The following is a 26,556-nucleotide window of genomic DNA, read 5'->3' as shown; positions in this document are numbered from 1 at the left end:
CGGCTCGGATACGTCCGGGCTGACCGGCCCTTCGCTTGTAGGGGAGCCTGGCGATGCGGCGGGGCATCCTCGGCCCGGTCTGTCCCGGGGCCGGTGTCCGTGATCCAGTCCATGGGCTGACTAGGCCCGTACCCCCGGGTAGGGTGCGGACCCATGGGTGGCGAGAGCACGACACGTACGGCCGCGCGCGGCGGCACACGCAACACCCCGGCGGGCGGCCGGACCGGACAGGTGCTGTCCGGGATCGCCGTCGCGCTGGGCATTGTGCTGTTCCTCGGAGGGTTCGCCTGGGGGGCGGTGGTCTACCGGCCGTACACCGTGCCCACCAGCTCGATGGCGCCGACGATCAACGTGGGCGACCGGGTGCTGGCTCAGCGCATCGACGGCAGCGAGGTACGCCGCGGCGACGTAGTCGTCTTCCACGACAAGACCTGGGTCACCAACGCGGCCGTGGTCAAGCGCGTGGTCGCCGTCGGCGGCGACACGGTCTCCTGCTGCACCAACGGCAAGCTGACCGTCAACGGCAAGCAGATCGACGAACCGTATCTGCCCAAGGGCAGCCTGGCCGAGATCACGAACTTCCCGACCGTGAAGGTTCCCGCGGGACGCCTGTTCCTGCTCGGGGACGAACGCCAGGGCTCCCTGGACTCCACCGCCCACATCACGGACGCGGCCAGCGGAACGGTGTCGCGCAATGCCGTGACCGCAAGAGTCGACGCCGTCGCCTGGCCCATGAACGGCATGCTCCAGCGGCCGACCGGCTTCGAGACGCTGGGCAGCGTCTCCGAGCCGGGGCCGCTGCGGCTGATCGTCGGCGCGGTGATCGCGGGTGCGGTACTCGTCCTGGGCGGAGCGGCGTACGGCCCGATCGCCAAGCGCGCGGGCCGGCGCGGCCGGGCCCGGACGGAGCTCGCCGGTGCCCGCTGAGGTGTCCTACGGCGGGACCCCGCACGACGGCGCGACCGGCACCCCGGACGAGCACGAGTACCAGGGCGGGCTGCGGAAGGTCGCCCGCGTGGTGCTGCTCGACCCCGAGGAGCGCATTCTGCTGCTGCACGGGCATGAGCCGGACGATCGCGCAGACGACTGGTGGTTCACGCCCGGTGGCGGCCTGGAGGGCGACGAGACGCGCGAGGAGGCCGCGCTGCGGGAACTCGCGGAGGAGACCGGGATCACCGAGGTCGAGCTGGGCCCGGTGCTGTGGCGGCGGATGTGTTCCTTCCCGTTCGCGGGACGCCGCTGGGACCAGGACGAGTGGTACTACCTGGCCCGTACGACCCAGACGGCCACGGTGGCCGCGGGGCTGACGGACCTTGAACGGCGCAGTGTCGCCGGAGCGCGATGGTGGACGTGCCAGGAACTGACCGAGGCACATGAGACGGTGTATCCGACCAGACTTGCCGAGCTGCTGCGCAGGGTGCTCGACGAGGGTCCCCCGGCCACACCCGAGGTCCTGGACACCGAAATCGTCTAGGGGCTCGCGTGGCTGGCGCACAATAGGGGGACGCACGGCTGAAGGGGAACATGCCATGAGCGCCGAGGACCTCGAGAAGTACGAGACCGAGATGGAGCTGAAGCTCTATCGGGAGTACCGCGATGTCGTCGGTCTGTTCAAATATGTGATTGAGACCGAACGGCGCTTCTACCTCACCAATGACTACGAGATGCAGGTGCACTCGGTCCAGGGCGAGGTGTTTTTCGAGGTGTCCATGGCGGACGCCTGGGTGTGGGACATGTACCGGCCTGCTCGCTTCGTGAAGCAGGTGCGCGTCCTCACGTTCAAGGACGTGAACATCGAGGAGCTGAACAAGAGCGATCTGGAGCTGCCGGGCGGGTGATGCCGCACGGCGAACGCTCGTGGGGGTGACGCAGTTGTCCACAACCACTTGCCTGTCCACCAAGATCCAATAGCAAGCTGAAATGGCCGCAATGTTGGCGCCGGAGGTGGTGCCGACATGAACACACGCAATGCAGGTAATGCAGGCAATGCGAGCAATGCGCGCAGTGCACTCGGCAAGTACGGCGAGGATCTGGCCGCGCGGCGGCTGACCGAGACAGGGATGACGGTCCTGGCGCGCAACTGGCGCTGCGGCAGGACCGGCGAGATCGACATCGTCGCCCGCGACGGCGACGCGCTGGTCATCTGCGAGGTCAAGACCCGCAAGGCGGGGGCCTTCGAACACCCGATGGCGGCCGTCACACCGGTCAAGGCCCAACGCCTGCGCGGCCTGGCCGAACGCTGGCTCCAGGAACACGGCGGAGCGCCACCCGGCGGCGTCCGCATCGACCTCATCGGAGTCGTCCTCCCCGACCGCGGCGCCCCCGTGGTCGAGCACGCGCGGGGGGTGGCCTGATGGGATTCGCCCGTACGTGCTCCGTGGCCCTGGTCGGCGTCGAGGGCGTTGTGGTCGAGGTCCAGGCGGATCTGGAGCCGGGGGTCGCGGCCTTCACGCTGGTGGGGCTTCCGGACAAGAGTTTGACGGAGAGCCGGGATCGGGTTCGGGCGGCGGTGGTCAATTCCGGTGCCGAGTGGCCACAGAAGAAGCTGACCGTTGGCTTGAGTCCGGCTTCCGTCCCGAAGGGCGGGTCGGGTTTCGACCTCGCCGTCGCCTGCGCCGTGCTCGGTGCTTCCGAACGGATCGATCCACGCGTGCTCTCCGACATCGTGATGATCGGCGAGCTGGGTCTGGACGGCCGGGTACGGCCGGTACGGGGTGTCCTGCCGGCGGTCCTGGCCGCGGCGGACGCGGGATACGAGCAGGTGGTGGTGCCGGAGTGCGCGGTGGCCGAGGCCTCGCTGGTACCGGGGGTCTCGGTGCTCGGGGTCCGCAGTCTGCGTCAGCTGATCGCGGTACTCACGGACGAACCGGTACCCGAGGAAGATCCGGACGAGCAGGGCCGCCCGGATCCACTGCTGGCCGGCCTGCGCGTGCCCGGTACGGGGGAGGCCACCGGTCTGTGCGGCATCGCCGTGCCGGAACACGACCAGGGGCACGACCTCGCCGATGTGGTCGGCCAGATGTCGGCGCGCACCGCGATCGAGGTCGCGGCGGCAGGTGGGCACCACCTCTTTCTGCAAGGGCCACCCGGGGCGGGCAAGACGATGCTCGCCGAGCGGATGCCGTCGATCCTGCCGCGCCTCACCCGGCAGGAATCCCTGGAGGTGACGGCGATCCACTCCGTCGCGGGCCTGCTGCCGCCGGGCAAGCCGATGGTGGAGGTCCCGCCCTACTGCGCACCGCACCACTCGGCGACCATGCAGTCGCTTGTCGGCGGTGGCAAGGGGCTCGCGCGGCCTGGTGCGGTGTCGTTGTCGCATCGCGGCGTGCTCTTTCTCGACGAGGCGCCGGAGTTCAGCGGCTTCGTGCTCGATGCTCTGAGGCAGCCCCTGGAGGCAGGGCATGTCGTGATCGCGCGCAGTGCCGGTGTCGTGCGATTCCCGGCGAAGTTCCTGATGCTCCTCGCGGCCAACCCCTGTCCGTGCGGGCGCTTCAGCGTGGCGAACGACTACTGCGAGTGCCCGCCCTCCTCCATCCGCCGCTACCAGGGCAGGCTTTCCGGGCCGCTGCTCGACCGGGTCGATCTGCGGGTGGAGATCGAGCCGGTCACCCGGTCCGAACTGACGGCGCGTGGTGCCCAGGGCGAGTCGACACGGACGGTGGCCGACCGGGTGAGCGTCGCCCGTGAGCGGTCCGCCGCGCGGCTGACCGGGACTCCATGGCACACCAACAGTGAGGTTCCGGGCCGCGAACTGCGCAGCCGCTGGCAGGCACGGCCGGGAGCGATGGACGAGGCGGAGCGCGGTCTGGAGCGGGGTGTGCTGACCGCACGCGGCCTGGACCGGGTGCTCCGGGTGGCCTGGACCATCGCGGACCTGTCGGGACACGACCGGCCCGACGCCGGGGACGTCGCCCTGGCTCTGCAACTCCGCACCGGAGTCCCGCGAGGGGTGCCGATGATGATCGGCTCGCCGACATGAGGGATGACGAGCGCGTGGCCCGCGTCGCCCTCGCACGGGTCATCGAACCGGGGGACGAGCTCGGCGGGCGGTGGTTGCGGGAGTTCGGTGCCGTGGAGGTGGCGCGGCGCTTGGTGGAGGGAGGGGAGCCGTTGCCGGGGGCGTCGCCGACCCGGTGGGAGGGGCTGCGGGGGCGGGCCGTCCGGGCGCGGGCGGAGCAGGACCTGGCTCAGGCGCGGGACGCCGGGGTGCGGTTCATCTGTCCCGGCGACCCCGAGTGGCCCGCCCAGCTCGACGACCTGGGGGACGCGCGGCCCACCGGGCTGTGGGTGCGGGGGCGGCCCAGCCTGCGGATGTGGGCGCTGCGCTCTGTGGCGGTCGTCGGGGCGCGGGCCTGCACCGAGTACGGCGCACACATGGCGGCCACGCTGGGCACCGGGCTCGCGGAGCGGGGCTGGGTGGTGGTGTCCGGCGGCGCGTACGGCGTGGACGGCGCGGCGCACCGGGGCGCCCTCGGCGCGGGCGGCGCCACCGTCGCCGTGCTGGCCTGCGGTGTCGACCGACCCTATCCGCGCGGGCACACCGAGTTGATCAACAGGATCGCCGAACAGGGACTGGTCGTGGGGGAGTTGCCGCCCGGCGACCATCCGACACCGAGCAGATTCATCCTCAGGAACAGGGTCATTGCGGCGCTCACCCGGGGCACCGTGGTCGTCGAGGCCGCGTACCGCAGTGGCGCGCTGGTCACGGCGCGTGCGGCGCAGCGCCTCGGGCGGTTCACGATAGGAGTGCCGGGCCCCGCCACCAGCGGGCTGTCGGCGGGGGTCCACGAGCTGCTGCGCGGGGACGCGGTCCTGGTCTCCGACGCCGCGGAAGTGGCCGAGCTGGTGGGTGGCATGGGCGAGCTGGCCCCCGACCGGCGTGGCCCCGTGCTGCCGCGCGACCTGCTGGACCCGGGCGCCGGACGCGTGCTGGCCGCGCTCCCGGCGCGCGGCCTGGCGGGGGCGGAGGAGATCGCCCGCGGCGCGGGGACCACGACGGACGACGCGGTCGGGAGACTGTACGAACTCCGAGCACTTGGTTTCGTCGAACGACACGGCGACGGCTGGAAGTTGACACGCCAGGCGATGATCTCCGTCCGCGGTGATCGGAGAGGGTGCTGACCGAGCGTGTTCGGCCGTCCGGGCGAACACCGACACCCTTGGCAATTCCCGCAGTTGGTGTCTCCTGACGGTCACGCAGGGCGACGATCGCGACTCCGGGGGACACCCCGTGGGACGTCTCTGCGCGGGGGTGATCCCTCGCCCTTCGCGCACTGCGACACCCCAGTCACGCTACGCTCACGTGGATTCCGGCGCAGACCGGCATCTCGACATCAGACCGACAGCTCACCCAGGCACCCCCAGTTCACGGCAGAAACGGCACAAGGCGACGAATGCCCCAGCACACCTCCGGGTCCGACCGGGCGGCGATCCCGCCAGCCGCCCGCGAAGGCGGCAGCGTGCGCCCGCCCGCTCCCTCGACGCTCGACGAGCTGTGGCGGTCGTACAAGGCGACGGGCGACGAGCGGCTGCGGGAGCAGTTGATCCTGCACTACTCGCCGTTGGTGAAGTACGTCGCGGGGCGGGTGAGTGTCGGTCTGCCGGCCAATGTCGAGCAGGCGGACTTCGTCTCGTCGGGGGTGTTCGGGCTGATCGACGCGATCGAGAAGTTCGACATCGAGCGGGAGATCAAGTTCGAGACGTACGCGATCACGCGGATCCGGGGCGCGATGATCGACGAACTGCGGGCGCTCGACTGGATTCCGCGGTCGGTGCGGCAGAAGGCGCGCAATGTGGAGCGGGCCTACGCCACGCTGGAGGCGCGGCTGCGGCGTACTCCGTCGGAGGGTGAGGTGGCCTCCGAGATGGGGATCGCGGTGGACGAACTCCATGCGGTCTTCAGCCAGTTGTCGCTGGCGAATGTGGTGGCTCTGGAGGAGTTGCTGCATGTCGGTGGAGAGGGCGGCGACCGGCTGAGTCTGATGGACACCCTTGAGGACACCGCGGCCGACAATCCGGTCGAGGTGGCCGAGGACCGGGAGCTGCGGAGGTTTCTGGCGCGGGCGATCAACACGCTGCCCGACCGGGAGAAGACCGTGGTCACGCTGTACTACTACGAGGGACTCACGCTCGCGGAGATCGGCAACGTGCTGGGTGTGACCGAGAGCCGGGTGAGTCAGATCCACACGAAGTCGGTGCTTCAGCTGCGGGCGAAGCTGGCGAGTTTTGGTCGCTGAGCGCGGCGGTGGACCGGGGCGATGAATCGTCCCTGCCCGGCGCTTGCCCGGCTCTTCTGCGCTCTTGCGCGTCAGGCCGGGTGTCGGAATGACTGCCGTACACGGCGGTCCGTCCGTAAAGTGGAGGGCGTGCCAAGGATTCGAGCGGCCTCCGTGGCCGAGCACCGGTCGATGCAGCGAGCCGCCCTGTTGGACGCGGCGCGGTCCCTGCTATCCGAGGGCGGGACGGAGGCGCTGACCTTCCCCGCTCTCGCCGAGCGCACGGGGCTCGCGCGGTCTTCCGTGTACGAGTACTTCCGGTCGCGGGCGGCTGTCGTCCAAGAGCTCTGTGAGGTCGACTTTCCCGTCTGGGCCGCGGAGGTTTCGGCGGCGATGGAGCAAGCGGGCACTTCGGAGGCCAAGGTCGAGGCCTACGTCCGGCAGCAGCTCGCCCTGGTCGGGGACCGGAGGCACCGGGCCGTGGTCGCCATCTCCGCGAGCGAGCTCGACGGCGGGGCCCGTGAGAAGATCCGCGCCGCCCACGGCGGTCTCGTCACGATGATCGTCGAGGCGCTCGCGGAGATGGGGCACGCGGAGCCGCGGTTGGCCGCGATGCTGCTCCAGGGCGTGGTGGATGCCGCGGTGCGCCGCATTGAACTGGGCGCGGCCGAGGATCCCGTCGACATCACCGACGCGGCGGTCTCCATGGCGCTGCGGGGCGTTCGGGGCTGAGCGTTATCCGGCGCACTCGGGGTCGGCGGTGAGCTCGGGGCTGAGCCGCCTGATCGGCGGGCGGGGGCCGCTGTGGGCTCGGGGCTGAGCCGCGTGATCCGGCACCCGGGTTCGGCCGTGAGCTCGGGGCAGTCCGGCGCTTAAAGGGTGCCGCGGTGCCCACCCGTGCCGCCCCTCGTGGCACGCATGCCCACAGCTGCGACGGCTTCGCAGGCGCCCGGCGCTGCCCGCGCCCACCTAGCGCACCCCGATCACCGGCAGCAAGCGCGACGGGCCCCTCTGCAGCAGCCACGGCGGGAGCAGGGACAGCGGGTCCAGGTAGGTTCTGCCTCTCCGCAGGCCCCAGTGCAGGCAGGACGTCGGGCAGTGCGAACCTCCAGGCTCCACGGTGCCCAGCACGTCACCCGCCGTCACCTCGTCCCCCTTGCGCACCGTTGCCCGCATGGGTCCGTACGTCGTACGGAGCGGCGGCGTGCCCGTGCCCGTCAGTTCCACCGAGACGACTCCGCGACCCGCGACCCGCCCCGCGAACGACACGCGGCCCGGTGCGACGGCCCGTACCGGAGTTCCGGGGGCCGCCGCGAGGTCCACGCCGCGGTGACCCCGGCCGTACGCCGTCGCCGGAGGCTCCCAGCCCCGTACGACCGAGGGACGTACCCCCACGGGCCACAGGCGGGCGACAGCCGGGACCGTCACGTCAGGTCCCGGAGGTCCCGGAGGTCCCGGAGGTCCCGGAGGTCCCGGAGGTCCCGGAGGTCCCGGAGGCCCCGCGGGGCCCGGCGGTGCGGGGCCGTTCGGACGGGCCAGGGCGGACGGGGCCAGCGGCCACACCACGGTGGCCGTCAATCCCAGCAGCAACCCCAGCCACGTACGCAGACATCGTTTCGCTCGCATGCGAGAACCGTCCCGCATCGGGCGGATCATGGCCGGGATCTGTGGAGTACCGGCCGGTTGTGGACAGCGGCGTCACCCGGTGCCTCTCGGGTCCCGTACACTTCTGGTGGCGATCCGGGTCACCGGGTCGACTTCGCACGCCCCGACATCAGCCCCTCCGTCGAGAGACGAAAGCCGGTGTCAGCGCCCCTCGGTCCCTAGTGGCAAGGCGCATAGCGGGCGTCAGGCGCGAGTGCCGTCCGGCACACGCGGCACAACCGAGAACACCAAGGAGAACGGCCATGGCCGTCGTCACGATGCGGGAGCTGCTGGAAAGCGGCGTCCACTTCGGTCACCAGACCCGTCGCTGGAACCCGAAGATGAAGCGCTTCATCTTCACCGAGCGCAACGGCATCTACATCATCGACCTGCTCCAGTCGCTGTCGTACATCGACCGCGCCTACGAGTTCGTCAAGGAGACCGTCGCCCACGGCGGCACGGTCATGTTCGTCGGCACGAAGAAGCAGGCGCAGGAGGCCATCGCGGAGCAGGCCACCCGCGTCGGCATGCCCTACGTCAACCAGCGCTGGCTGGGCGGCATGCTCACCAACTTCTCGACCGTCTACAAGCGTCTGCAGCGCCTCAAGGAGCTCGAGCAGATCGACTTCGAGGACGTCGCCGCTTCCGGTCTGACCAAGAAGGAGCTTCTCGTGCTCTCGCGCGAGAAGGCCAAGCTGGAGAAGACCCTCGGTGGTATCCGCGAGATGCAGAAGGTGCCCAGCGCCGTCTGGATCGTGGACACCAAGAAGGAGCACATCGCGGTCGGCGAGGCCCGGAAGCTCAACATCCCGGTCGTCGCCATCCTCGACACCAACTGTGACCCCGACGAGGTCGACTACAAGATCCCGGGCAACGACGACGCGATCCGCTCCGTCACCCTGCTCACCCGCGTGATCGCCGACGCCGTCGCCGAGGGCCTCATCGCCCGCTCCGGCGCCGGCAAGGCCGAGGGTGACAAGGCTGCGGGCGAGCCGCTCGCCGCGTGGGAGCGCGACCTGCTCGAGGGCGAGAAGAAGGCCGACGAGGCCGAGGCTCCGGCCGCCGCTGAGGCTCCGGCCGAGGCCGCCGCTGAGGCCCCTGTCGCCGAGGCCCCGGCTGCTGAGGCCCCTGTCGCTGAGGCCCCCGCTGCTGAGGCCCCCGCCGCCGAGGCCCCGGCCGCGGACGCCGAGCAGGCCTGACCCCTCACCCCTTCGGGTTTGCGAACGGCGGGGGCCCACGAAGCCCCCGCCGTTCGGCCCGTAGATCTTCAGACTTCGAGAGAGATTCCAGGAATCATGGCGAACTACACCGCCGCCGACGTCAAGAAGCTCCGTGAGCTCACCGGCGCCGGCATGATGGACTGCAAGAAGGCGCTGGACGAGGCCGACGGCAACGTCGACAAGGCCGTCGAGGCGCTGCGCATCAAGGGCCAGAAGGGCGTCGCCAAGCGCGAGGGCCGCTCCGCCGAGAACGGCGCCGTGGTCTCCATCATCGCTGACGACAACACCTCCGGTGTCCTGGTCGAGCTGAAGTGCGAGACGGACTTCGTCGCCAAGGGCGAGAAGTTCCAGGCCGTCGCCAACCAGATCGCCGAGCACGTCGCCAAGACCGCTCCGGCCGACCTCGAGGCGCTGCTCGGCTCCGAGATCGAGGCCGGCAAGACGGTTCAGGCGTTCGTCGACGAGGCCAACGCCAACCTGGGCGAGAAGATCGTCCTGGACCGCTTCGCCCAGTTCTCCGGCGCGTACGTCACCTCGTACATGCACCGCACCATGCCCGACCTGCCCCCGCAGATCGGTGTTCTGGTCGAGCTGGACAAGGCCGACGCCGACCTCGCCAAGGGCATCGCGCAGCACATCGCCGCCTTCGCGCCGAAGTACCTCTCCCGTGAGGACGTCCCGGCCGAGGTCGTCGAGTCCGAGCGTCGCGTCGCCGAGGAGACCACGCGCGCCGAGGGCAAGCCCGAGGCCGCGCTCCCGAAGATCGTCGAGGGTCGCGTCAACGGCTTCTTCAAGGAGGCCACCCTCCTCGGCCAGCCGTACGCGCTCGACAACAAGAAGTCCGTTCAGAAGGTCCTGGACGAGGCCGGTGTCACCCTGAAGCGCTTCACGCGCATCAAGGTCGGCATCTGAGTCCGTACCACGATCGACGCGCGACCCCTATAGGGTCGACAGCAGTCGTCCGCGTACGTGACGCACGCGCGCGTGCGTGACGGACGACAGCAGATCTGACGAGGAGGCCATTGCCGCGCATGGGAGCCAACACCCCACCGGCAATGGCCTTCTTCGTATGTGCACCATGAGGAGATCTCCATGACCACCACCCAGGCCGACAAGGGCGAGAAGACCGACGACGGCAAAGGCGCGGGACGCTTTCTGCTGAAGCTTTCCGGCGAGGCGTTCGCCGGCGGCGGCGGACTGGGCGTCGACCCCGACGTGGTGCACAAGATCGCCCGCGAGATCGCGGCCGTCGTGCGCGGCGGTGCCCAGATCGCCGTCGTCATCGGCGGCGGCAACTTCTTCCGCGGCGCCGAACTCCAGCAGCGCGGCATGGACCGGGCGCGCTCCGACTACATGGGCATGCTCGGCACGGTCATGAACTGCCTCGCCCTCCAGGACTTCCTGGAGAAGGAGGGCATCGACTCGCGCGTCCAGACCGCCATCACCATGGGGCAGGTCGCCGAGCCGTACATCCCGCTGCGCGCCGTACGGCACCTGGAGAAGGGCCGTGTGGTCATCTTCGGCGCCGGTATGGGCATGCCGTACTTCTCCACCGACACCACCGCCGCCCAGCGCGCCCTGGAGATCGACGCCGAGGCCCTGCTGATGGGCAAGAACGGCGTGGACGGGGTCTACGACTCCGACCCGAAGACCAACCCCGAGGCGGTCAAGTTCGACTCGCTCAGCTACGGCGAGGTCATCACCCGCGACCTCAAGGTCGCCGACATGACCGCGATCACGCTGTGCCGGGACAACAAGCTGCCCATCCTGGTCTTCGAGCTCCTGGCGGAGGGCAATATCGCACGGGCCGTCAAGGGTGAGAAGATCGGCACACTCGTGGGTGACCCGAGCAGCCGGGCCTGACCGGGGACCGACCCTGACCGGGGGATGGACAATGTCCTGCCGGTCCGGAACCGTGCAGGAATAAGACGCGACGCAGCCGGCCGCCGACCCGACGAGGAAACAGCTGCCGGGCCTACTCAAGACACGCAGGAGCAAGTGGTGATCGAAGAGACCCTCCTCGAGGCCGAGGAGAAGATGGAGAAGGCCGTCGTGGTCGCCAAGGAGGACTTCGCCGCGATCCGCACCGGCCGTGCGCACCCGGCGATGTTCAACAAGATCGTGGCCGACTACTACGGCGCGCTGACGCCGATCAACCAGCTGGCCTCGTTCGCGGTGCCCGAGCCGCGCATGGCGGTGGTGACCCCGTTCGACAAGAGCGCGCTGCGCAACATCGAGCAGGCGATCCGCGACTCCGACCTGGGTGTCAACCCGAGCAATGACGGCAACATCATCCGGGTGGTGTTCCCCGAGCTGACCCAGGAGCGCCGCAAGGAGTTCATCAAGGTCGCCAAGACCAAGGGTGAGGACGCCAAGATCTCGATCCGCTCCGTCCGCCGCAAGGCGAAGGAGACCATCGACAAGCTGATCAAGGACGGCGAGGTCGGCGAGGACGAGGGCCGCCGTGCGGAGAAGGAACTCGACGACACCACGGCGAAGTACGCCGCCCAGGTGGACGAGCTCCTGAAGCACAAGGAAGCGGAGCTGCTCGAGGTCTGATGAACGACTCTTCCTGGGGGGCGCCGCCACAAGCCGGGTACTGGGGGCCGTCCGAGCAGGGGCCTGGCCAGGGCGCGGCCCCGGCGGGTCCCACGTACGATGCGCATGACGCGCAGCACACTCGGCCCATGCCCATCGTGCCCGACGTACCCGCACATGGCGGAGACCAGGATGACGACCGGGGGGCCGCTCGGCTGAGCGGCCCCTTGTTCCGCGACGACACACCGCCGGCGGCGCCCTACGGGGATCCGTCGCACAATCTGCAGAGCCCGCAGGAGCCCATGCCCAGCGCCGCCCCACAGCCCACCCCCGCACCGCAGAAGAAGAGTGCGGGACGCGACCTGGGCGCGGCCATAGGTGTCGGCGTCGGGCTTGGTGCGGTGATCGTCGCGTCGTTGTTCATCGTCAAGGCCGTCTTCGTCGGCGTGATAGCGGTCGCCGTGGTGGTGGGCCTGTGGGAGCTCACGTCACGGCTCGAGGAGCGCAAGGGCATCAAGGCGCCCCTTGTGCCGCTGGCGCTCGGCGGCGCCGCGATGGTCGTCGCCGGCTACGTCCGGGGCGCCGAGGGCGCGTGGGTGGCCATGGCACTCACCGCGCTGGCCGTCCTGGTCTGGCGGATGACGGAACCGCCCGAGGGCTACCTCAAGGACGTCACGGCGGGGGTCTTCGCGGCCTTCTACGTGCCGTTCCTGGCCACGTTCGTGGCGATGATGCTCACCGCCGACGACGGGCCGCGCCGCGTCCTGACGTTCCTGCTCCTGACGGTCGTCAGCGACACGGGTGCGTACGCGGTCGGCTGGCGCTTCGGCAAGCACAAGCTGGCGCCGCGCATCAGCCCCGGCAAGACCCGCGAGGGCCTGGTCGGAGCGGTCACCTTCGCGATGGTGGCGGGTGCGCTGTGCATGCAGTTCCTGATCGACGACGGCAGCTGGTGGCAGGGCCTGATCCTCGGCCTCGCGGTCGCGGCCAGCGCCACGCTCGGTGACCTCGGCGAGTCCATGATCAAGCGGGACCTGGGCATCAAGGACATGGGCACGCTGCTGCCGGGGCACGGCGGCATCATGGACCGGCTGGACTCGCTGCTGCCGACGGCTCCGGTGGTGTGGCTGCTGCTGGTGATCTTCGTGGGATCCGGCTGATCAGCAGTCCGAGATCTGCCTGTACGTCGTTGACCTGCTGGTTTGTACGTGAGGAGCTCGTTGTCCACAGGGCGGCGAGCTCCTCTACGTATGTCCGCGACACTGCCATGGCCATACCTGAGCCCGGAGAACCGGCACACGGTTGGCCTTGGCATGCCTGCTACCTGCGTGTTTGAGGCGAGATGGAGACCCTCACAAGGGGCGGACCGATCCGTCGATGCGCCCCATGTGCTCATCCATCAGCTTCGGCGGGGTACGGAACCCCTCCATGCGTGTCTTGGCCGTGTGGCGCAGCCCGTGAGGTGTGAGCCCCTTCGCGGACTTCCCGCCGACGCACCAATCCAAAAGGGCGCCGTCAACGTACTGAAAGGAGAGCCGCAACCCGGGGATACGCCCCGGTCGCTGGTTCCCGTCGGCGGGGATCTTGGCTGCAAGGCGTGCTCCTCGTATGTGCGAGGCGACGCCTGCGGCCGCGCCGCTCCTCCCCTTCGGCTGCGGCTGTTCATCTCGTGCCGCTGAGAGTTGCGCGAGACGATGGAGGAGGAGGTGCATCCATCATGCGAGCACAACGCGCGAGGCGTCTCGCAGCGGTGTCCGCGACCGGCATTCTGATGGCCAGCGGCGCTGCGATCGGCGCAGCAGGCACGGCCGCAGCAGCAGCCCCTGCCGTGCACACTCAGGTGACCAACAACTGGTGCGGCGACCGCGATAACTGGGGCGGAAGCTGCTCCGACCACCACGGGTTCCGGTTCGACAACCGCTTCGACAACCGCTTTGACAACCGCTTCGACAACCGCTTCGACAACCGCTTCGACAACCGCTTCGATCACCACCGCTTCTTCTTCGACCACGGAGGTGTCGTGATCATCGTGCTCTAGTACTCCCTTGGACATGGCGTCGAGTCGGTGCGCGCCGCAATGTCGCGATCGGTTCGCCGGGTGTCCGTTCCACGGCTGGCGCCCCGGGGGAGGCGCTGGGAGAAATCAGGGAGAGGATCTTCTCTCAACGCCTCCAGGGCGCCCAGCCAGGCCATCTCATACCAATGACCTGACCTGGATGAACACGACCGGGGCCAGGTTGGGATTGCCCTGACCTTCACGTCATTCGCGCATATATTCGAATTCAGCGGGATGTGTGGGTACGAGACCCCATAAGGGTGATGGCAGCACGACGGGGGCCCCGCCTCAACCGCGAGACGGGGGCCTGTACCCGCCCGACTAATCCGCCGGGTCCTCCTCTGTCCGCCGTACAGCCTTCTTCACGGCCCGCTCGACCTCGTAGCGGTCCTGCTCGGCCGCCTGCGCGTATTTCGTGATGGCCGCCTGCGCCACCTCGGAAGCCTCGCGCCACCGGCGGCACTGCGCCTCGTACTCGTCGCCGGCGAGGCCCGCGCACTTCGCGCGTTCCTCTTCGACGTAATGTTCCAGCTTGATCAATTCGTCGGGGATGTCTGCCACGATTCGGATCCTAAGCTCATGTGCTCAGCGCACCGACTGTGCGACTTACCGCCCGCACGAATGAGGGTGCGGTGGAATCCGGGGGCGAGCCGGCCGCCCCCGATGCGGGGATCACGAACTGTTCGCGATCTTCGAAGGGATGCGGCTTGTGCTGCACCCGCCGTGCCCGCGACGCGCACCTCATGGACTGGCGGCCGTCTCACACCCTCCTAGCTTCATCGGGGCCGCAACCTGCGCATACGCCTTCGCGAGGCGGGACGGGACGGGCCGTCGGAGGAGGGCCAACGGCGACCGGCGACGACCGACGACGACCAGTGACGACCCCCTCGCCGGCTTGGGCCCCAGGTCACACAAATCGATCTGCGACACTGGTACAGCTATGCCTAAGCCCGGAGAACTCACTTTCGTCGCCCCGCGCGGAGCCAAGAAGCCGCCGCGGCACCTCGCCGATCTCACGCCCGCCGAGCGTAAAGAGGCTGTTGCCGCGATCGGTGAGAAGCCGTTTCGCGCCAAGCAGCTCTCGCAGCACTACTTCGCGCGGTACGCGCACGACCCCGCGGAATGGACGGACATCCCGGCCGCCGCGCGCGGGAAGCTCCAGGAAGCGCTGCTCCCCGAACTGATGACGGTCGTGCGGCATCTGTCGACCGACCAGGACACCACCCGCAAGACCCTGTGGCGGCTCTTCGACGGCACGCTCGTCGAGTCCGTGCTGATGCGCTACCCGGACCGGGTGACCATGTGCATCAGCTCGCAGGCCGGGTGCGGGATGAACTGCCCGTTCTGCGCCACCGGACAGGCCGGGCTCGACCGGAACCTCTCCACCGGCGAGATCGTGCACCAGATCGTGGATGGGATGCGCGCCCTCCGGGACGGCGAGATTCCCGGCGGTCCGGCGCGACTCAGCAACATCGTTTTCATGGGCATGGGTGAGCCGCTCGCCAACTACAAGCGCGTGGTCGGTGCCATTCGGGCGCTCACCGACCCCGAGCCCGACGGGCTCGGGCTCTCGCAGCGCGGTATCACCGTGTCGACGGTCGGGCTGGTGCCCGCCATCCACCGGTTCTCCGACGAGGGCTTCAAGTGCCGCCTCGCCATCTCCCTGCACGCGCCGGACGACGAGCTGCGCGACACCCTCGTGCCCGTGAACACGCGGTGGAAGGTGCGCGAGGTGCTCGACGCGGGCTGGGAGTACGCGGCCAAGTCGGGGCGTCGGCTCTCCATCGAGTACGCCCTCATCCGGGACATCAACGACCAGGCGTGGCGCGGTGACCGGCTCGGGCGGCTGCTCAAGGGCAAGCCGGTGCATGTCAACCTCATCCCGCTGAACCCGACCCCGGGTTCGAAGTGGACCGCCTCCCGTCCGGAGGACGAGAAGGCGTTCGTCGAGGCGATTGCGGCCCACGGGGTGCCGGTGACCGTCCGGGACACCCGCGGCCAGGAGATCGACGGGGCCTGCGGTCAGCTGGCGGCCACCGAGCGCTAGGCGCGGACAGGTCAAGCGGTACGCTGAGCGTCGTACGTACATCTTCATATTCCGACAGGGGAGCGCCACAGCGCTGAGAGTGCGGGAGAGACCGCAGACCCTCTGAACCTTGCCCAGGTCATTCTGGGTAGGAAGTTCGGTCATTACTCAAGCTGTTGCGCCCTGCCCGGGAACTTTCAGAGGTTCCCGGGCAGGGCCGCGTCTCTTCCTGGTCAGCCAGGAGGAATTCAGTGAGCACCACCAAGAAGTTCGCGGCCGCGGCCGTCGGCCTGGGCCTGGTCACGCTGCCAGTACTGACTGCGTGCGGGTCTTCCGACAGCAACAGCGCCGGGGACTCCAAGACCGTGACGCTCGTCAGCCACGACTCATGGGCCGTGTCGAAGAGCGTGCTCAAGGACTTCGAGAAGCAGTCCGGCTACACGGTCAAGGTCCTGAAGGACGGCGACGCCGGTCAGGCCGTCAACAAGGCGATCCTCACCAAGGACAACCCGCAGGGCGACGTCTTCTTCGGTGTCGACAACACCCTGCTGTCCCGCGCGCTCGACAACGGGCTCTTCCAGTCGTACGAGGCCAAGGGCTCGGACCTGGTCCTCCCGGAGTACCGGGTCGACCAGGACAAGCACCGGGTCACGCCCATCGACTCGGGCGACATCTGCGTCAACTACGACAAGGCCTACTTCAGCGAGCACAAGCTGACGCCGCCGCAGTCCTTCGACGACCTGATCAAGCCCGAGTACAAGAACCTCCTCGTCACCGAGAACGCCTCCACGTCCTCGCCCGGCCTCGGCTTCCTGCTCGGGACCGCCGCGAAGTACGGGGATGGGGGCACCTCCCGCTCGAGCGAAGCCGAGAGTGGGGGAGGCTGGCAGGACTACTGGAAGAAGCTCAAGGCCAACGGCGTGAAGGTCGTCGACGGCTGGGAGCAGGCCTACAACGAGGAGTTCTCCGGGTCGGCAGGCGGCAAGAAGGCCAAGGCCGACCGGCCGCTCGTCGTCTCGTACGCCTCCTCCCCGCCCGCCGAGGTCATCTACGCCGACCCGAAGCCGACCACCGCGCCCACCGGTGTCGCGACCGGCACCTGCTTCCGGCAGGTCGAGTACGCGGGGCTGCTGAGCAACGCGAAGAACACCAAGGGCGGCAAGGCGCTCCTCGACTTCCTGCTCACCAAGGAGTTCCAGGACGACATGCCGCTGAACATGTTCGTCTACCCGGTGCGGGAGGGCGCGCAGGTGCCGCCGGAGTTCACGAAGTACGGCCCCCAGACCAAGGACCCCGAGACCCTGGCCCCCGCCAAGATCGCCGAAAACCGTGACCAGTGGGTCAAGTCGTGGACCTCGCTCGTACTGAAGTAGCACCCAGGATGAAGCAGCGCGGGAGCGCGGCGCGGCTCGGGCTCATGGCCCTGCCCGTCGCGTTCTTCGCGGTGTTCTTCGCCTACCCCGTCGCCGCGATCGTGGCCCGTGGCCTCAAGGTCGACGGGGTCTGGCAGTTCGGGCGGATCGGCGATGTGCTCGCGCAGTCCGACATCCGGCATGTGCTGTGGTTCACCACCTGGCAGGCGTTCGCCTCGACGGCGCTCACGCTGCTGATCGCGCTCCCCGGCGCGTATGTCTTCGCGCGCTTCGATTTCAGGGGCAAGCAAGTGCTGCGGGCGGTGGTGACCGTCCCGTTCGTGCTGCCGACCGTCGTGGTCGGAACCGCGTTCCTGGCCCTCGTCGGCCGGGGCGGACTCCTGGACCAGCTGTGGGGCGTACGGCTGGACACCACCGTGTGGGCGATCCTGCTCGCGCACGTCTTCTTCAACTACGCGGTCGTCGTACGGACGGTGGGCGGGCTGTGGTCGCAGCTCGACCCGCGTCAGGAGGAGGCCGCGCGGATGCTCGGCGCTTCGCGGTTCGCCGCCTGGCGCAGGGTGACGCTTCCGGCGCTCGCCCCCGCGGTCGCGGCCGCCGCGCTCATGGTCTTCCTCTTCACCTTCACCTCCTTCGGTGTGGTGCAGATCCTCGGCGGCCCCACCTTCTCGACCCTCGAGGTCGAGATCTACCGGCAGACCTCGGAGATCTTCGACCTCGCGACGGCGGCGGTGCTGACGATCATCCAGTTCGTGGCGGTGGGCGCGATCCTCGCCGTGCACGCCCGGACCGTACGCCGCCGGGAGACCGTCCTGCGCCTGGTCGCCCCGGAAGCGACCGCGCGCCGGCCGCGCGGGGCCGGGCAGTGGGCGCTGCTCGCCGGGGTCCTGGCGAGCATCGGCGTGCTGCTCGTGCTGCCGCTCGGTGTCCTGGTCCAGCGGTCCTTCGACGCCCCAGGCGGCTATGGATTCGGGTACTACAAGGCCCTGACCTCCGCCGACAGCGGCATCTTCCTCGTCGCGCCGATCGAGGCGATCGGCAACTCGCTGGAGTACGCGCTCGCCGCGACCGCCATCGCCGTGGTGATCGGCGGTCTGGCGGCCGCGGCCCTCACCCGACGGGCCGGTCGCGTCGTACGAGGCTTCGACGCGCTGCTGATGCTGCCGCTCGGCGTCTCCGCGGTGACCGTCGGCTTCGGCTTCCTGATCGCGCTGGACAAGCCCCCGCTGGATCTGCGGTCGTCCTGGATCCTGGTGCCGCTCGCGCAGGCGCTGGTGGGCGTCCCCTTCGTCGTACGGACGATGCTGCCCGTGCTGCGGGCGGTGGACGGGCGGTTGCGCGAGGCGGCCGCCGTGCTCGGGGCGTCGCCGTGGCGGGTGTGGCGTGAGGTCGATCTGCCGATGGTGCGGCGGGCGCTGCTGATCGCGGCCGGGTTCGCCTTCGCCGTGTCGCTGGGCGAGTTCGGCGCCACCGTCTTCATCGCACGGCCCGACAACCCGACGCTCCCGGTCGCCGTGGCCCGGCTGCTCGGACGCGCCGGTGACCTCAACTACGGCCAGGCGATGGCCCTTTCGACGATCTTGATGGTGGTGTGTGCGGTGGCGCTGCTGCTGTTGGAGCGGGTGCGGACCGACCGGACGGGGGAGTTCTGACCATGCTCAAGCTCGATGGAGCGACCGTACGCTTCGGTGCGCGGGCCGCGCTCGACGCCGTCGACCTCGATGTCGCGGAGCACGAGATCGTGTGCGTGCTCGGGCCGAGCGGGAGCGGCAAGTCGACGCTGCTGCGGGTGGTCGCGGGGCTGCAACCGCTGGACGCCGGGCGGGTGTTCCTGGACGGGCGTGACCTCGGCGGTGTGCCCGCGCACAAGCGTGGGGTCGGCCTGATGTTCCAGGACCATCAGCTGTTCCCGCAGCGGGACGTGGGCGGCAACGTCGCGTTCGGACTGCGGATGCACGGCGCGGGGAAGGGGGAACAGGCCGCACAGGTACGGGAGTTGCTGAAGCTCGTCGGCTTGCCGGGCGCCGCACAGCGGGCCGTCGCCACCCTCTCCGGCGGCGAACAGCAGCGGGTCGCGCTGGCCCGCGCGCTCGCCCCGAGTCCCCGCCTGCTGATGCTCGACGAACCGCTCGGCCAGCTCGACCGCTCACTGCGCGAACGGCTCGTCGTCGAACTCCGGGAGCTCTTCAGTGAGTTGGGCACGACCGTGCTCGCCGTCACGCACGACCAGGGTGAGGCCTTCGCGCTCGCCGACCGGGTCGTGGTCATGCGCGACGGCCGGATCGCCCAGTCCGGTACGCCACTTGAGGTCTGGCAGCATCCCGCGGACGAGTTCGTGGCCCGCTTCCTCGGCTTCGACAACGTGGTCACGGCGACGGTGAGCGGAGAGGCCGCGGACACCCCGTGGGGCAAGGTTCCGGTGCCGGAGGGCGCCCCGCAGGGGCCGGGCACGCTCCTCGTGCGGCCCGCCGGCGTACGGCTCGTGGACGCGTCGGACGGGCTGCGCTGCACCGTGGCCGCCCGCACCTTCCGGGGCACCCACGTCGCCGTACATCTGCAACCGCAGGACGCGCCCCGGCTCGAAGCGGCGTGCGCGCTGCGGGACGCGCCGGAGCCCGGCGACGAGGTCGGCGTGGAGTTCGACGCAGCTGAAATCGTCGTACTCGGGGAGCTTTCTGCCGCATGAGGTGCGGGGCATGACGCCACTCGGACATGAGCGCTACTGCGATGCGATCGAGCTGCAGGTACGGCAGTTGAGGGATGTGCTGACCTCGGACGGTGCCACGCTGTCCGCCACCGTGCCGACCTGCCCGGACTGGTCGCTGGAACAGCTCGTGCGGCACACGGGCGGAGCGCTGCCCTGGGTCGAGCAGCTCGTCCGTACCCGGGCGCAGGAGCACATCCCCGAAGAGGAGACTCCCCTCGCCGGGGGTCCCGAGGCCGAGGGGGACCCCGCGGCCCTGGACGCCTGGCTCGCCGAGACCGGCGAGATGCTCGTCGGCACGCTGCGGGAGGCGGGGCCCGACACGCATGTGTGGGGGTGGGCCGGGGTCCTCAACTCCGGGTTCTGGGCGCGCCGGATGACGCACGAGCCGGCGATCCACCGCGCCGACGCGAGGCTGGCCGCCGAGCCGCCGGGCTGCCGTACGAGGTCGACGCCGACCTGGCGGCGGACGCGATCGACGAGTGGACGGGGATCATCGAGTTCGTGCAGCGGACGCAGCCGCACGACGAGGCGAGCGAACTGGTCGGCCCGGGGCGCAGCATCCACCTCCACGCCACCGACACCACTCCCGGACTGAACGCCGAGCGAAGCGAGATGGGGGTCACCCCGCCCGAAGGGTGGGGGAGGGTCATCGAGCTCACCGAGAAAGGCGTCGCCTGGCGCCGGGGCCATGAGAAGGCGACCGTGGCGCTGCGCGGCCCGCTCACGGACGTACTGCTGAGCTTCTACCGCCGACTGCCCCTGGACGGCGGGCAGTTGGAGGTGCTGGGGGAGCGGGAGCTGCTGGAGTTCTGGCTGGAGCGCGCGACCTTCGGTTAGGCGCGATTACCGCATACGCGGGTGGCCCGCCCCCTCGTCGAGGGGACGGGCCACCCGTTCGTACGGTGTGTGCCTGCGGGTCAGCCGGCCTTCGAGGCGCTACGGCGGCGCATACCGAAGAACACCGCTCCGCCACCGACCACGACGAGCGCGCCGGCGATACCGGCGATCATGCCGGTGTTGGAGTTGGCACCGGTCTCGGCGAGGTTGGAGTCACCGGCCGCGGGGGACGGGGAGTTGTCGCCCGTCGTCGCGGGGGCGGTGCTGCTGCTCTCCTTCTCCGACGGGGTCGCGGAAGGAGTCTCCGACGCGGAAGGCGTCTCCGACGGCTTCGGGGTCTCCGAAGGCGAAGGCGTCTCGGTGGACTTGCACGCCGAGGACGGCGCGGTCAGGTCCGGGGAGATGTCCTCGTCGACGATGCCCCCGGCCTTGATGTGGACGCGGTACTGGGCGTTCGCGGCCCAGTCCTCGGAGAAGGTGACGGTGGCGCCCTCGCGGGTGCCCGTGACCGTCTGGGTGCCGACGAGCTTCTCGTCGGCGCCGTTCGACTCGAGGTAGACCGAGACAGTGGCCTCCTTGCCCGAGGAGTCCGTGTCGGTGACGGTGATGATGCCCTTCCCGTTGTCGTCGCAGGAGGCGACGGCCGAGAAGTCACGAATGTTGCAGGCCATTGCGTTGCCCGCGACGCCGAGCGCGAGCGCGGCTGTGGCGGAGGCAACACCGAGGATGCGCACGGAACGTGCGGTACGGCGAGATATGGACACGATTGCCCTTCACGGGATGCGCAACTGCGGGGGGTGAAAGGGGGCTCTGACGTGGCAACAGGACCCCCAGGAGCCTCACAGGTTTATAAGTGCCGCCCAAGGGCTGTCAATGCATATGCCCTGCCCGGGCATTGGCTTTGCCTTGTCATTAACCACCGAGGCGTTTGAGCGCCCCCGGAGCGTCCTCGATCCGGTCGACCAGCGCGATTCGGGACTCCATCGAGCGCTCCCGGGCCAGCGACTGGAGGAGGGGCCAGGTGGGGTGCTTCTCGGTCCAGTGCGCGCGGTTCACGAGGACCATGGGGGTGGGTTCGCCACGGGATTCGTAGTAGTTCGGGGTCGCGTTGTCGAAGATCTCCTGTACGGTCCCGGCGGCGCCCGGCAGGAAGACAACGCCCGCGTTCGAGCGGGCCAGCAGGCCGTCCTCGCGGGTCGCGTTGGCGAAGTACTTGGCGATGTGCGAGGCGAAGGCGTTCGGCGGCTCGTGGCCGTAGAACCAGGTGGGAATGCCGACCGAGGTGCCACCGGAGGGCCAGCGCTCCCGGACGTCGAAGGCGGCGCGCGCCCAGTCGGTCACCGAGGGGACGAACGACGGAACCTTGGCGAGGAGTTGGAGAGCTTCGGCGAGCGTCTCGTCCTCGAAGGACGCCGCGTACGCGCCCAGGTTCGCCGCCTCCATCGCGCCCGGTCCGCCGCCGGTGGCGACCGTGAAACCGGCGCGCGCCAGCTCACGACCGAGCCGCGCCGCCCCCTCGTACGCCTCCGTGCCGCGCCCCATCGCGTGGCCGCCCATCACACCCACCACCCGTGCGCCGACGAGGAGTTCGTCGAGCGCTTCCGAGACGGAGTCGTCGTGGATCGCGCGCAGCATCGACGCGAAGACGTCCCCGTCGGCCTTGGTCTGCTGGAACCAGGCGTACGCGCGGGCGTCGGGTGTCGCCTCGTAGCCCGCGTCGAGCGACTCGAAGAGCTCGTCGGGGGAGTAGAGCAGGCCCCGGTACGGGTCGAAGGGCAGTCCGGGCACGGGCGGGAAGACCAGCGCGCCCGCGGCCCGCACCTTCGCCGCCGCCTCGGGGTCCATCGGGCAGCCCAGGAAGACGGCGCCCGCGGTGTCCACGGACAGCAGAGCCGCCGTGCGGTCCGTCAGATCGACTGCCTGAACACGGAATTGGGTGAGCGAGCCGCCCGCCGAGACGACCTCGTCGAACTCGGCGAGGGACTCGATCTCACGGTCGCGGGAGGCGTGGAGGGGTGTCGGCTGCACGCGGCCATGCTAGGGCCTGCGGGTGTACGGGCCTGGTTCCGGACCGGGACCGGGGGCGGGAGCGAGACCGGGGGCGGGGCCCTGACCGTGCGACGGGACCAGACGGCGCGGGCCTCGAGGCGAACTCCCTGCGGATGCCCGCGAATCCGGTGGCCGTGGCCCTCGTACGCTCCTGCGGCCGGGTGCGGACCGCGCGTACCGCGGCGAACGAGGCCGCGAACGACAGGGCGTTCAGCAGCAGGGCCCAGCGGATGCCCGCGGTCAGCAGCAGCGGCGCGGCCAGCGGCGGGCCCGAGATGGTGGCGATCGCCTGGGTCGCCTGGCCGATGCCCGCCGCGCGGCCCCGCTCCCTGAGCTCCACCACGTCGCCGAGCAGCGCGAACCTGGCCGGATTGAAGAACTGTGCCGCACAGGTCGCCAGCAGCACCGTCACATAGACGAGAACCAGGACGGCCGTGGACGACAGCGTCCCGTCCGGCAGAAACGCGACGACGGTGAGCGCGCCGATCAGCCCCGCCCGCACCAGGTCCGCTCCGAGCATGGTCCGCCGGCAGTCCCAGCGGTCCACGAACACACCGGCGACCGGGCCGGCCAGCAGCGTGCCCACGGAGACCATCGCGATCAGCGCGGAGACCGCGGCGGGTGCGTAGGCACGCCCCTGAAGGAGGATGGCGCCGACCCAGAGGGACAGTGTGGTGCTGAAGACGAAGTCACCGACCTGGGACACGAGTTGACCGGCCCAGAGGAAGGTGAAGTCGCGATTGATCAGCCGCATCCGCGGGACTCTGTCAACACCGGCGGCAATCCGGAAGGGACTGCCGGAGGCGGCGGATCGGCAGGGAGCGCCGGAGGTGGCGGATCGGCAGGGAGCGCCGGAGGTGGCGGGCCGCTGACCTCAGCCCTGCACCGCCGCCGGGTCCATCCACATGACCTCCCAGGTGTGGCCGTCCGGGTCGTCGAAGGCGCGGCCGTACATGAAGCCGTGGTCCTGGGTCTCGCCGGTCGCCGTGCCGCCCGCCGCGATCGCGCCGTCGACCAGTTCGTCGACCTTCTCGCGGCTCTCGGCGCTCAGACACAGCAGCACCTCGCTGGTCTTCGTCGAGTCCGCGATCTGCTTCTTCGTGAAGTCCGCGTAGCGCTGCTTGCTCAGCATCATCGCGATGATCGTGTCGCTGATCACCACGCAGGCGCAGTCGTCCGTCGTGAACTGCGGGTTGATTGTGTAGCCGAGCTCGGTGAAGAACTTCTTCGAGGTGTCGACGTCGGCCACGGGCAGGTTCACGAAGATCATCTGCTGGTACATGAGGAGTCTCCCGTCGGTGGTGTGCCGTTCGGATGGGTAGACCGGAGGCCCGCCCGGAACTCATCGCTCGACGCGGACCTTTTTCCGTACGGGGTTCATCGATCGCTTCGTACGGGGATCAGTGGACCAGAGGCAGCGCGGCCAGCTCGGCGACCGCCCAGGTCAGCGGGGCGAACAGGGCGAGCAGCGCGCCGACGCGCAGGGCCGCGGCGCCGCGGAGCATCGTGGCGGGCGCCCCCAGCCGCAGCAGCGCCGCCGTGGTGTCCGCGCGCGCCTGCTTGGCCTCGACGGCGGCCGTCGCCAGCGTCAGCAGGGTGCACCCCGCGACCAGCAGCGCGCCGAGGGTGGTCAGCGGACCGAAGTCCGGGCGCGCGCCGGTGTACAGCGCCGCCATGGCGTACCCGCCCGACGCCACCGCGCAGACCACGCCGAGCGGTTGCCCGATGCGCCGTGACTCCGTCTGCAGCACGCGGCCGGCGAGCAGCCGCAGCGCCCCGGGCCGTACGGCCTGGAGCAGCCCCCCGCACAGGTACGTGATCGCGGGCCCGGCCAGCGCCAGGCCGACCGCGGTCAGCACCCAGCCGACCAGCACTCCGACCGGGCCGCCCGCGAAACCGCCGGGCAGTGCGAGACCGGGGGCCGGGCCCGGACGGCTCCCGTACATCTCCACGGCCAGGCCTGCCGCGAGTGCGGCGGCGCCCCAGGGGAGACCGCTGGGAGTGGACTCCAGGGGTGGGAATTGGCGCGGGTCCAGCTCGGGCCTCGGGCGGCGACCGGGGCGGTCGGCGGAGCGCTCCGGTGTGCCGGATTCGCCATACGGGGCTGGGTCGCCGAGGGCGCCGGGGTGGTCGTCGGCGGCTGCGTGCCGGTCGGTGCCGGGGTGGTCAAGGACCACGGGGTCCGCGTGCGTGCCCAGGTTCTGCTGGGCCTCTCCACCGGCAAACGCCTCGGCGGTCCAGTGGAAGTCGGAGCTGTCGAGGGCGGCCGCGTCCAGATCGCCGTGGTCGTGCGCGCTCGGGGTCCCGTAGGCATCTCCGCCGGCGTGCGCTGCCGCGGCCCCGTCCCCGTCGGCGCCGGAGCCGTCGCGGGCGCCCGGGTCACCGAGGGCGGCTGTGCCGCCGTACGCACCCGTGTGTTCGTACCCGTCGGCGCCGGGGAGACCGGACGCGCCGCGACCGCCCCCCGCGTGCCGACCGCCGCCCCGGGCCCCGCGTCCGGGGGCGTTCCGCGTCGCGCTCTGCCGTGCCGCGGTCCATGTGCGGCCGTACGACCACACGGCTCCCTGCGGCTGCCCGCCTCGCGGCCGCAGGACCAGTGCCACCGCCGCGGAGGCCGCGATCGGCAGCAGGGCCAGCAGCGTGAGGGCCGCGGGCAGCGGGAGGGGCTTGTCGGCGGCGAGGAACTCGGCCGCCGCGCCGTCGAACGGCATGCCCGTCAGGTCGCCGCGCAGGTGCAGGAAGAAGAGCAGGGCGAGCATCGAGCCGAGGGTGGTGGACAGGGCCGTGGTGACGGTGGAGACGGCCATCAGGCGGCCCGTTCCGAGGCCGATGGCCGCGAGGCCGGGGCGCGGGCGGGTGCCGGGGTCGGTGCGGGCGACCGCGACCGCGAAGTACACCGTGGCGGCGAGCGGGGCGACGCACCAGGCCAGGCGCAGCACGCTGGCGGCCGAGGCGTCCGGATGCGACATCGCGTACCCCAGCGTGCACAGCAGCAGGAAACCGGTGCCCGCCGAGGCCGCGGCGACCAGGAGCCGGCGGAGCTGGACCAGGGGATGTGCCCCGCGGGCTAGACGGAGAGCGAGCACGCGGCCCGGCCTTCCGTCTCGGCGACCGGGGGCAGGTGGACGGTGTTCACGCGCCGTCCGTCGAGCAGCGACACCGTGCGGTCGGCGAGCGCCGCGGTCTCCGCTTCGTGGGTGGCCAGGACGACGGTGATGCCGTGCGTGCGGGCCGCCGAGGTGAGCGTGCGCAGTACGTGGGCGCGGTCGGCGCGGTACAGCGGGGCGGTCGGTTCGTCGGCGAAGAGCACGGTCGGGGAGGGGACCAGCGCGCGGGCGATGGCGACGCGCTGCCGCTCGGCCTGGAGCAGGGCGTGCGGGCGTTTGCGGGCGCAGCCGCCGATGTCGAGGCGCTCCAGCCATTCCAGGGCGGCGGTCTTGGCGGCCCGGCGTGCGCAGCCGCGCAGCATCAGGGGCAGCGCTGCGTTCTCCCAGGCGTTCAGCTCGGGGAGCAGGACGGGCGCCGGGTCGATCCAGCCGAAGCGGTCGCGGCGCAGCCGTTCGCGGGTGAGCGGGCCCATGGTGTGCACGGGCGTGCTGTTGAACCAGACCTCGCCCTGCTGGGGCAGCAGCTGGCCCGACAGGCACTGGAGGAGGGTCGTCTTGCCGCTGCCGCGCGGGCCGCCGACGGCGAGGATCTCGCCCTCGCGGATGTGGAGCGAGACACCGCTGAGCGCGGGCGAGCCGTTGTGCTTGACGTGCAGGGAGCGTGCCCAGAGCACGTCGTTGTCCGGCGGGGCCACCATCGCGTACACCTCGTTCAGATCTGATTTGCGCTGCTGAGTCCCCCGGTCGGGGGAACGAAGGCAGGGCCGATCGGTCACTGGGCACG

General features: G+C 70.3%; 26 protein-coding genes and 1 pseudogene. 19 read left to right on the top strand and 8 right to left on the bottom strand.

Annotated features, from left to right (window positions below; translation table 11 throughout):
• Positions 1-153: 153 nt before the first annotated feature.
• From lepB to ACZ4WS_RS35805, 8 genes are all read left to right on the top strand, one after another.
• Positions 154-927, top strand: a complete 774-nt coding sequence (gene lepB, locus ACZ4WS_RS35840) for a signal peptidase I (protein WP_467987041.1) — start codon at positions 154-156, stop codon at positions 925-927.
• 70 nt (positions 928-997) lie between these two features.
• On the top strand, positions 998-1,474 hold the full coding sequence (locus ACZ4WS_RS35835) for an NUDIX hydrolase (protein WP_467987114.1): 477 nt from the start codon (positions 998-1,000) through the stop codon (positions 1,472-1,474).
• A 55-nt stretch (positions 1,475-1,529) separates the two neighbouring features.
• Entirely contained in the window at positions 1,530-1,838 is a 309-nt protein-coding gene (locus tag ACZ4WS_RS35830; protein WP_003965949.1) for a DUF2469 domain-containing protein, read from the top strand.
• Between the two features lie 117 nt (positions 1,839-1,955).
• Positions 1,956-2,354, top strand: a complete 399-nt coding sequence (locus tag ACZ4WS_RS35825) for a YraN family protein (RefSeq protein ID WP_467987040.1) — start codon at positions 1,956-1,958, stop codon at positions 2,352-2,354.
• Positions 2,354-3,979: a YifB family Mg chelatase-like AAA ATPase gene (locus ACZ4WS_RS35820; RefSeq protein WP_467987039.1), complete on the top strand. Its 1,626-nt coding sequence runs from the start codon at positions 2,354-2,356 to the stop codon at positions 3,977-3,979. The genes ACZ4WS_RS35825 and ACZ4WS_RS35820 overlap by 1 nt, the downstream gene beginning before the upstream one ends.
• Positions 3,976-5,121 (top strand): DNA-processing protein DprA, encoded by a 1,146-nt coding sequence (gene dprA / locus ACZ4WS_RS35815; RefSeq protein WP_467987037.1) that lies wholly within the window; start codon positions 3,976-3,978, stop codon positions 5,119-5,121. Before ACZ4WS_RS35820 ends, dprA begins: the two co-directional genes overlap by 4 nt.
• A gap of 272 nt (positions 5,122-5,393) precedes the next feature.
• Positions 5,394-6,236, top strand: a complete 843-nt coding sequence (whiG, locus tag ACZ4WS_RS35810) for an RNA polymerase sigma factor WhiG (RefSeq protein WP_467987036.1) — start codon at positions 5,394-5,396, stop codon at positions 6,234-6,236.
• A gap of 153 nt (positions 6,237-6,389) precedes the next feature.
• Positions 6,390-6,947, top strand: a complete 558-nt coding sequence (locus ACZ4WS_RS35805) for a TetR/AcrR family transcriptional regulator (protein WP_467987113.1) — start codon at positions 6,390-6,392, stop codon at positions 6,945-6,947.
• A gap of 237 nt (positions 6,948-7,184) precedes the next feature.
• Here the strand turns inward: ACZ4WS_RS35805 and ACZ4WS_RS35800 are convergent, their stop codons facing one another.
• Positions 7,185-7,859, bottom strand: coding sequence for a murein hydrolase activator EnvC family protein (locus ACZ4WS_RS35800; protein WP_467987035.1), 675 nt, complete (start codon positions 7,857-7,859; stop codon positions 7,185-7,187).
• A gap of 263 nt (positions 7,860-8,122) precedes the next feature.
• On the opposite strand from ACZ4WS_RS35800, the gene rpsB reads away from it, so the two are divergent.
• The 6 genes from rpsB to ACZ4WS_RS35770 all read left to right on the top strand — a co-directional run bounded on the left by rpsB (position 8,123) and on the right by ACZ4WS_RS35770 (position 13,655).
• Positions 8,123-9,058: a 30S ribosomal protein S2 gene (gene rpsB, locus ACZ4WS_RS35795; protein ID WP_467987034.1), complete on the top strand. Its 936-nt coding sequence runs from the start codon at positions 8,123-8,125 to the stop codon at positions 9,056-9,058.
• A gap of 96 nt (positions 9,059-9,154) precedes the next feature.
• Positions 9,155-9,991: a translation elongation factor Ts gene (tsf, locus tag ACZ4WS_RS35790; protein ID WP_467987033.1), complete on the top strand. Its 837-nt coding sequence runs from the start codon at positions 9,155-9,157 to the stop codon at positions 9,989-9,991.
• Between the two features lie 180 nt (positions 9,992-10,171).
• Positions 10,172-10,942 (top strand): UMP kinase, encoded by a 771-nt coding sequence (gene pyrH, locus ACZ4WS_RS35785; protein ID WP_467987032.1) that lies wholly within the window; start codon positions 10,172-10,174, stop codon positions 10,940-10,942.
• Between the two features lie 138 nt (positions 10,943-11,080).
• Positions 11,081-11,638 carry a ribosome recycling factor gene (frr, locus tag ACZ4WS_RS35780; RefSeq protein ID WP_467987030.1) on the top strand — a complete coding sequence of 186 codons (558 nt, stop codon included), beginning with the start codon at positions 11,081-11,083 and terminating at the stop codon, positions 11,636-11,638.
• Positions 11,638-12,777: a phosphatidate cytidylyltransferase gene (locus ACZ4WS_RS35775; RefSeq protein ID WP_467987029.1), complete on the top strand. Its 1,140-nt coding sequence runs from the start codon at positions 11,638-11,640 to the stop codon at positions 12,775-12,777. The genes frr and ACZ4WS_RS35775 overlap by 1 nt, the downstream gene beginning before the upstream one ends.
• Before the next feature lie 590 nt (positions 12,778-13,367).
• Positions 13,368-13,655, top strand: a complete 288-nt coding sequence (locus tag ACZ4WS_RS35770; protein ID WP_467987028.1) for a hypothetical protein — start codon at positions 13,368-13,370, stop codon at positions 13,653-13,655.
• A gap of 339 nt (positions 13,656-13,994) precedes the next feature.
• Here ACZ4WS_RS35770 and ACZ4WS_RS35765 read toward each other — a convergent pair whose 3' ends face one another.
• A complete protein-coding gene (locus tag ACZ4WS_RS35765; protein ID WP_467987026.1) occupies positions 13,995-14,234 on the bottom strand; it encodes a hypothetical protein in 240 nt (79 codons plus the stop codon).
• 379 nt (positions 14,235-14,613) lie between these two features.
• Between ACZ4WS_RS35765 and rlmN the strand changes: the two genes are divergently transcribed.
• The 5 genes and pseudogenes from rlmN (at position 14,614) to ACZ4WS_RS35740 (ending at position 20,616) form a co-directional block, all read left to right on the top strand.
• Entirely contained in the window at positions 14,614-15,720 is a 1,107-nt protein-coding gene (rlmN, locus tag ACZ4WS_RS35760) for a dual-specificity RNA methyltransferase RlmN (RefSeq protein ID WP_467987025.1), read from the top strand.
• Positions 15,721-15,950: 230 nt separating this feature from the next.
• Positions 15,951-17,072 carry a thiamine ABC transporter substrate-binding protein gene (locus ACZ4WS_RS35755; RefSeq protein ID WP_467987023.1) on the top strand — a complete coding sequence of 374 codons (1,122 nt, stop codon included), beginning with the start codon at positions 15,951-15,953 and terminating at the stop codon, positions 17,070-17,072.
• A gap of 8 nt (positions 17,073-17,080) precedes the next feature.
• Complete coding sequence (locus tag ACZ4WS_RS35750) at positions 17,081-18,724, top strand: ABC transporter permease (RefSeq protein WP_467987022.1); 1,644 nt, start codon at positions 17,081-17,083, stop codon at positions 18,722-18,724.
• Between the two features lie 2 nt (positions 18,725-18,726).
• The gene (locus ACZ4WS_RS35745; RefSeq protein ID WP_467987021.1) at positions 18,727-19,758 is read left to right on the top strand and encodes an ABC transporter ATP-binding protein; all 1,032 of its coding nucleotides are present in this window, start codon (positions 18,727-18,729) and stop codon (positions 19,756-19,758) included.
• 10 nt (positions 19,759-19,768) lie between these two features.
• A pseudogene (locus ACZ4WS_RS35740) lies at positions 19,769-20,616 on the top strand (maleylpyruvate isomerase N-terminal domain-containing protein).
• 80 nt (positions 20,617-20,696) lie between these two features.
• Here the strand turns inward: ACZ4WS_RS35740 and ACZ4WS_RS35735 are convergent.
• The 6 genes from ACZ4WS_RS35735 to ACZ4WS_RS35710 form a co-directional block, all read right to left on the bottom strand.
• On the bottom strand, positions 20,697-21,380 hold the full coding sequence (locus ACZ4WS_RS35735) for an LAETG motif-containing sortase-dependent surface protein (RefSeq protein WP_467987020.1): 684 nt from the start codon (positions 21,378-21,380) through the stop codon (positions 20,697-20,699).
• Positions 21,381-21,528: 148 nt separating this feature from the next.
• Complete coding sequence (locus tag ACZ4WS_RS35730) at positions 21,529-22,644, bottom strand: LOG family protein (protein WP_467987018.1); 1,116 nt, start codon at positions 22,642-22,644, stop codon at positions 21,529-21,531.
• Positions 22,607-23,419 (bottom strand): MFS transporter, encoded by an 813-nt coding sequence (locus ACZ4WS_RS35725; RefSeq protein ID WP_467987017.1) that lies wholly within the window; start codon positions 23,417-23,419, stop codon positions 22,607-22,609. Before ACZ4WS_RS35725 ends, ACZ4WS_RS35730 begins: the two co-directional genes overlap by 38 nt.
• A gap of 120 nt (positions 23,420-23,539) precedes the next feature.
• The gene (locus ACZ4WS_RS35720) at positions 23,540-23,947 is read right to left on the bottom strand and encodes a VOC family protein (RefSeq protein ID WP_362030450.1); all 408 of its coding nucleotides are present in this window, start codon (positions 23,945-23,947) and stop codon (positions 23,540-23,542) included.
• A gap of 118 nt (positions 23,948-24,065) precedes the next feature.
• Complete coding sequence (locus tag ACZ4WS_RS35715) at positions 24,066-25,751, bottom strand: hypothetical protein (protein ID WP_467987015.1); 1,686 nt, start codon at positions 25,749-25,751, stop codon at positions 24,066-24,068.
• Positions 25,733-26,470: an ABC transporter ATP-binding protein gene (locus tag ACZ4WS_RS35710; protein WP_467987013.1), complete on the bottom strand. Its 738-nt coding sequence runs from the start codon at positions 26,468-26,470 to the stop codon at positions 25,733-25,735. Before ACZ4WS_RS35710 ends, ACZ4WS_RS35715 begins: the two co-directional genes overlap by 19 nt.
• Positions 26,471-26,556 lie beyond the last annotated feature (86 nt).

The organism is Streptomyces sp. NPDC029292, from assembly GCF_055569295.1.
This window is presented reverse-complemented; position numbering and strand designations above follow the sequence as displayed.

Bases quoted from the DNA above. Each gene is read 5' to 3' on its own strand.
- ACZ4WS_RS35710 (WP_467987013.1), bottom strand. From the start codon at position 26,470: ATGGTGGCCCCGCCGGACAACGACGTGCTCTGGGCACGCTCCCTGCAC.
- ACZ4WS_RS35725 (WP_467987017.1), bottom strand. From the start codon at position 23,419: ATGCGGCTGATCAATCGCGACTTCACCTTCCTCTGGGCCGGTCAACTC.
- ACZ4WS_RS35775 (WP_467987029.1), top strand. From the start codon at position 11,638: ATGAACGACTCTTCCTGGGGGGCGCCGCCACAAGCCGGGTACTGGGGG.
- lepB (WP_467987041.1), top strand. From the start codon at position 154: ATGGGTGGCGAGAGCACGACACGTACGGCCGCGCGCGGCGGCACACGC.
- ACZ4WS_RS35820 (WP_467987039.1), top strand. From the start codon at position 2,354: ATGGGATTCGCCCGTACGTGCTCCGTGGCCCTGGTCGGCGTCGAGGGC.
- ACZ4WS_RS35825 (WP_467987040.1), top strand. From the start codon at position 1,956: ATGAACACACGCAATGCAGGTAATGCAGGCAATGCGAGCAATGCGCGC.
- tsf (WP_467987033.1), top strand. From the start codon at position 9,155: ATGGCGAACTACACCGCCGCCGACGTCAAGAAGCTCCGTGAGCTCACC.
- dprA (WP_467987037.1), top strand. From the start codon at position 3,976: ATGAGGGATGACGAGCGCGTGGCCCGCGTCGCCCTCGCACGGGTCATC.
- ACZ4WS_RS35745 (WP_467987021.1), top strand. From the start codon at position 18,727: ATGCTCAAGCTCGATGGAGCGACCGTACGCTTCGGTGCGCGGGCCGCG.
- pyrH (WP_467987032.1), top strand. From the start codon at position 10,172: ATGACCACCACCCAGGCCGACAAGGGCGAGAAGACCGACGACGGCAAA.
- rlmN (WP_467987025.1), top strand. From the start codon at position 14,614: ATGCCTAAGCCCGGAGAACTCACTTTCGTCGCCCCGCGCGGAGCCAAG.
- rpsB (WP_467987034.1), top strand. From the start codon at position 8,123: ATGGCCGTCGTCACGATGCGGGAGCTGCTGGAAAGCGGCGTCCACTTC.
- whiG (WP_467987036.1), top strand. From the start codon at position 5,394: ATGCCCCAGCACACCTCCGGGTCCGACCGGGCGGCGATCCCGCCAGCC.
- ACZ4WS_RS35720 (WP_362030450.1), bottom strand. From the start codon at position 23,947: ATGTACCAGCAGATGATCTTCGTGAACCTGCCCGTGGCCGACGTCGAC.
- ACZ4WS_RS35830 (WP_003965949.1), top strand. From the start codon at position 1,530: ATGAGCGCCGAGGACCTCGAGAAGTACGAGACCGAGATGGAGCTGAAG.
- ACZ4WS_RS35800 (WP_467987035.1), bottom strand. From the start codon at position 7,859: ATGCGGGACGGTTCTCGCATGCGAGCGAAACGATGTCTGCGTACGTGG.
- ACZ4WS_RS35750 (WP_467987022.1), top strand. From the start codon at position 17,081: ATGAAGCAGCGCGGGAGCGCGGCGCGGCTCGGGCTCATGGCCCTGCCC.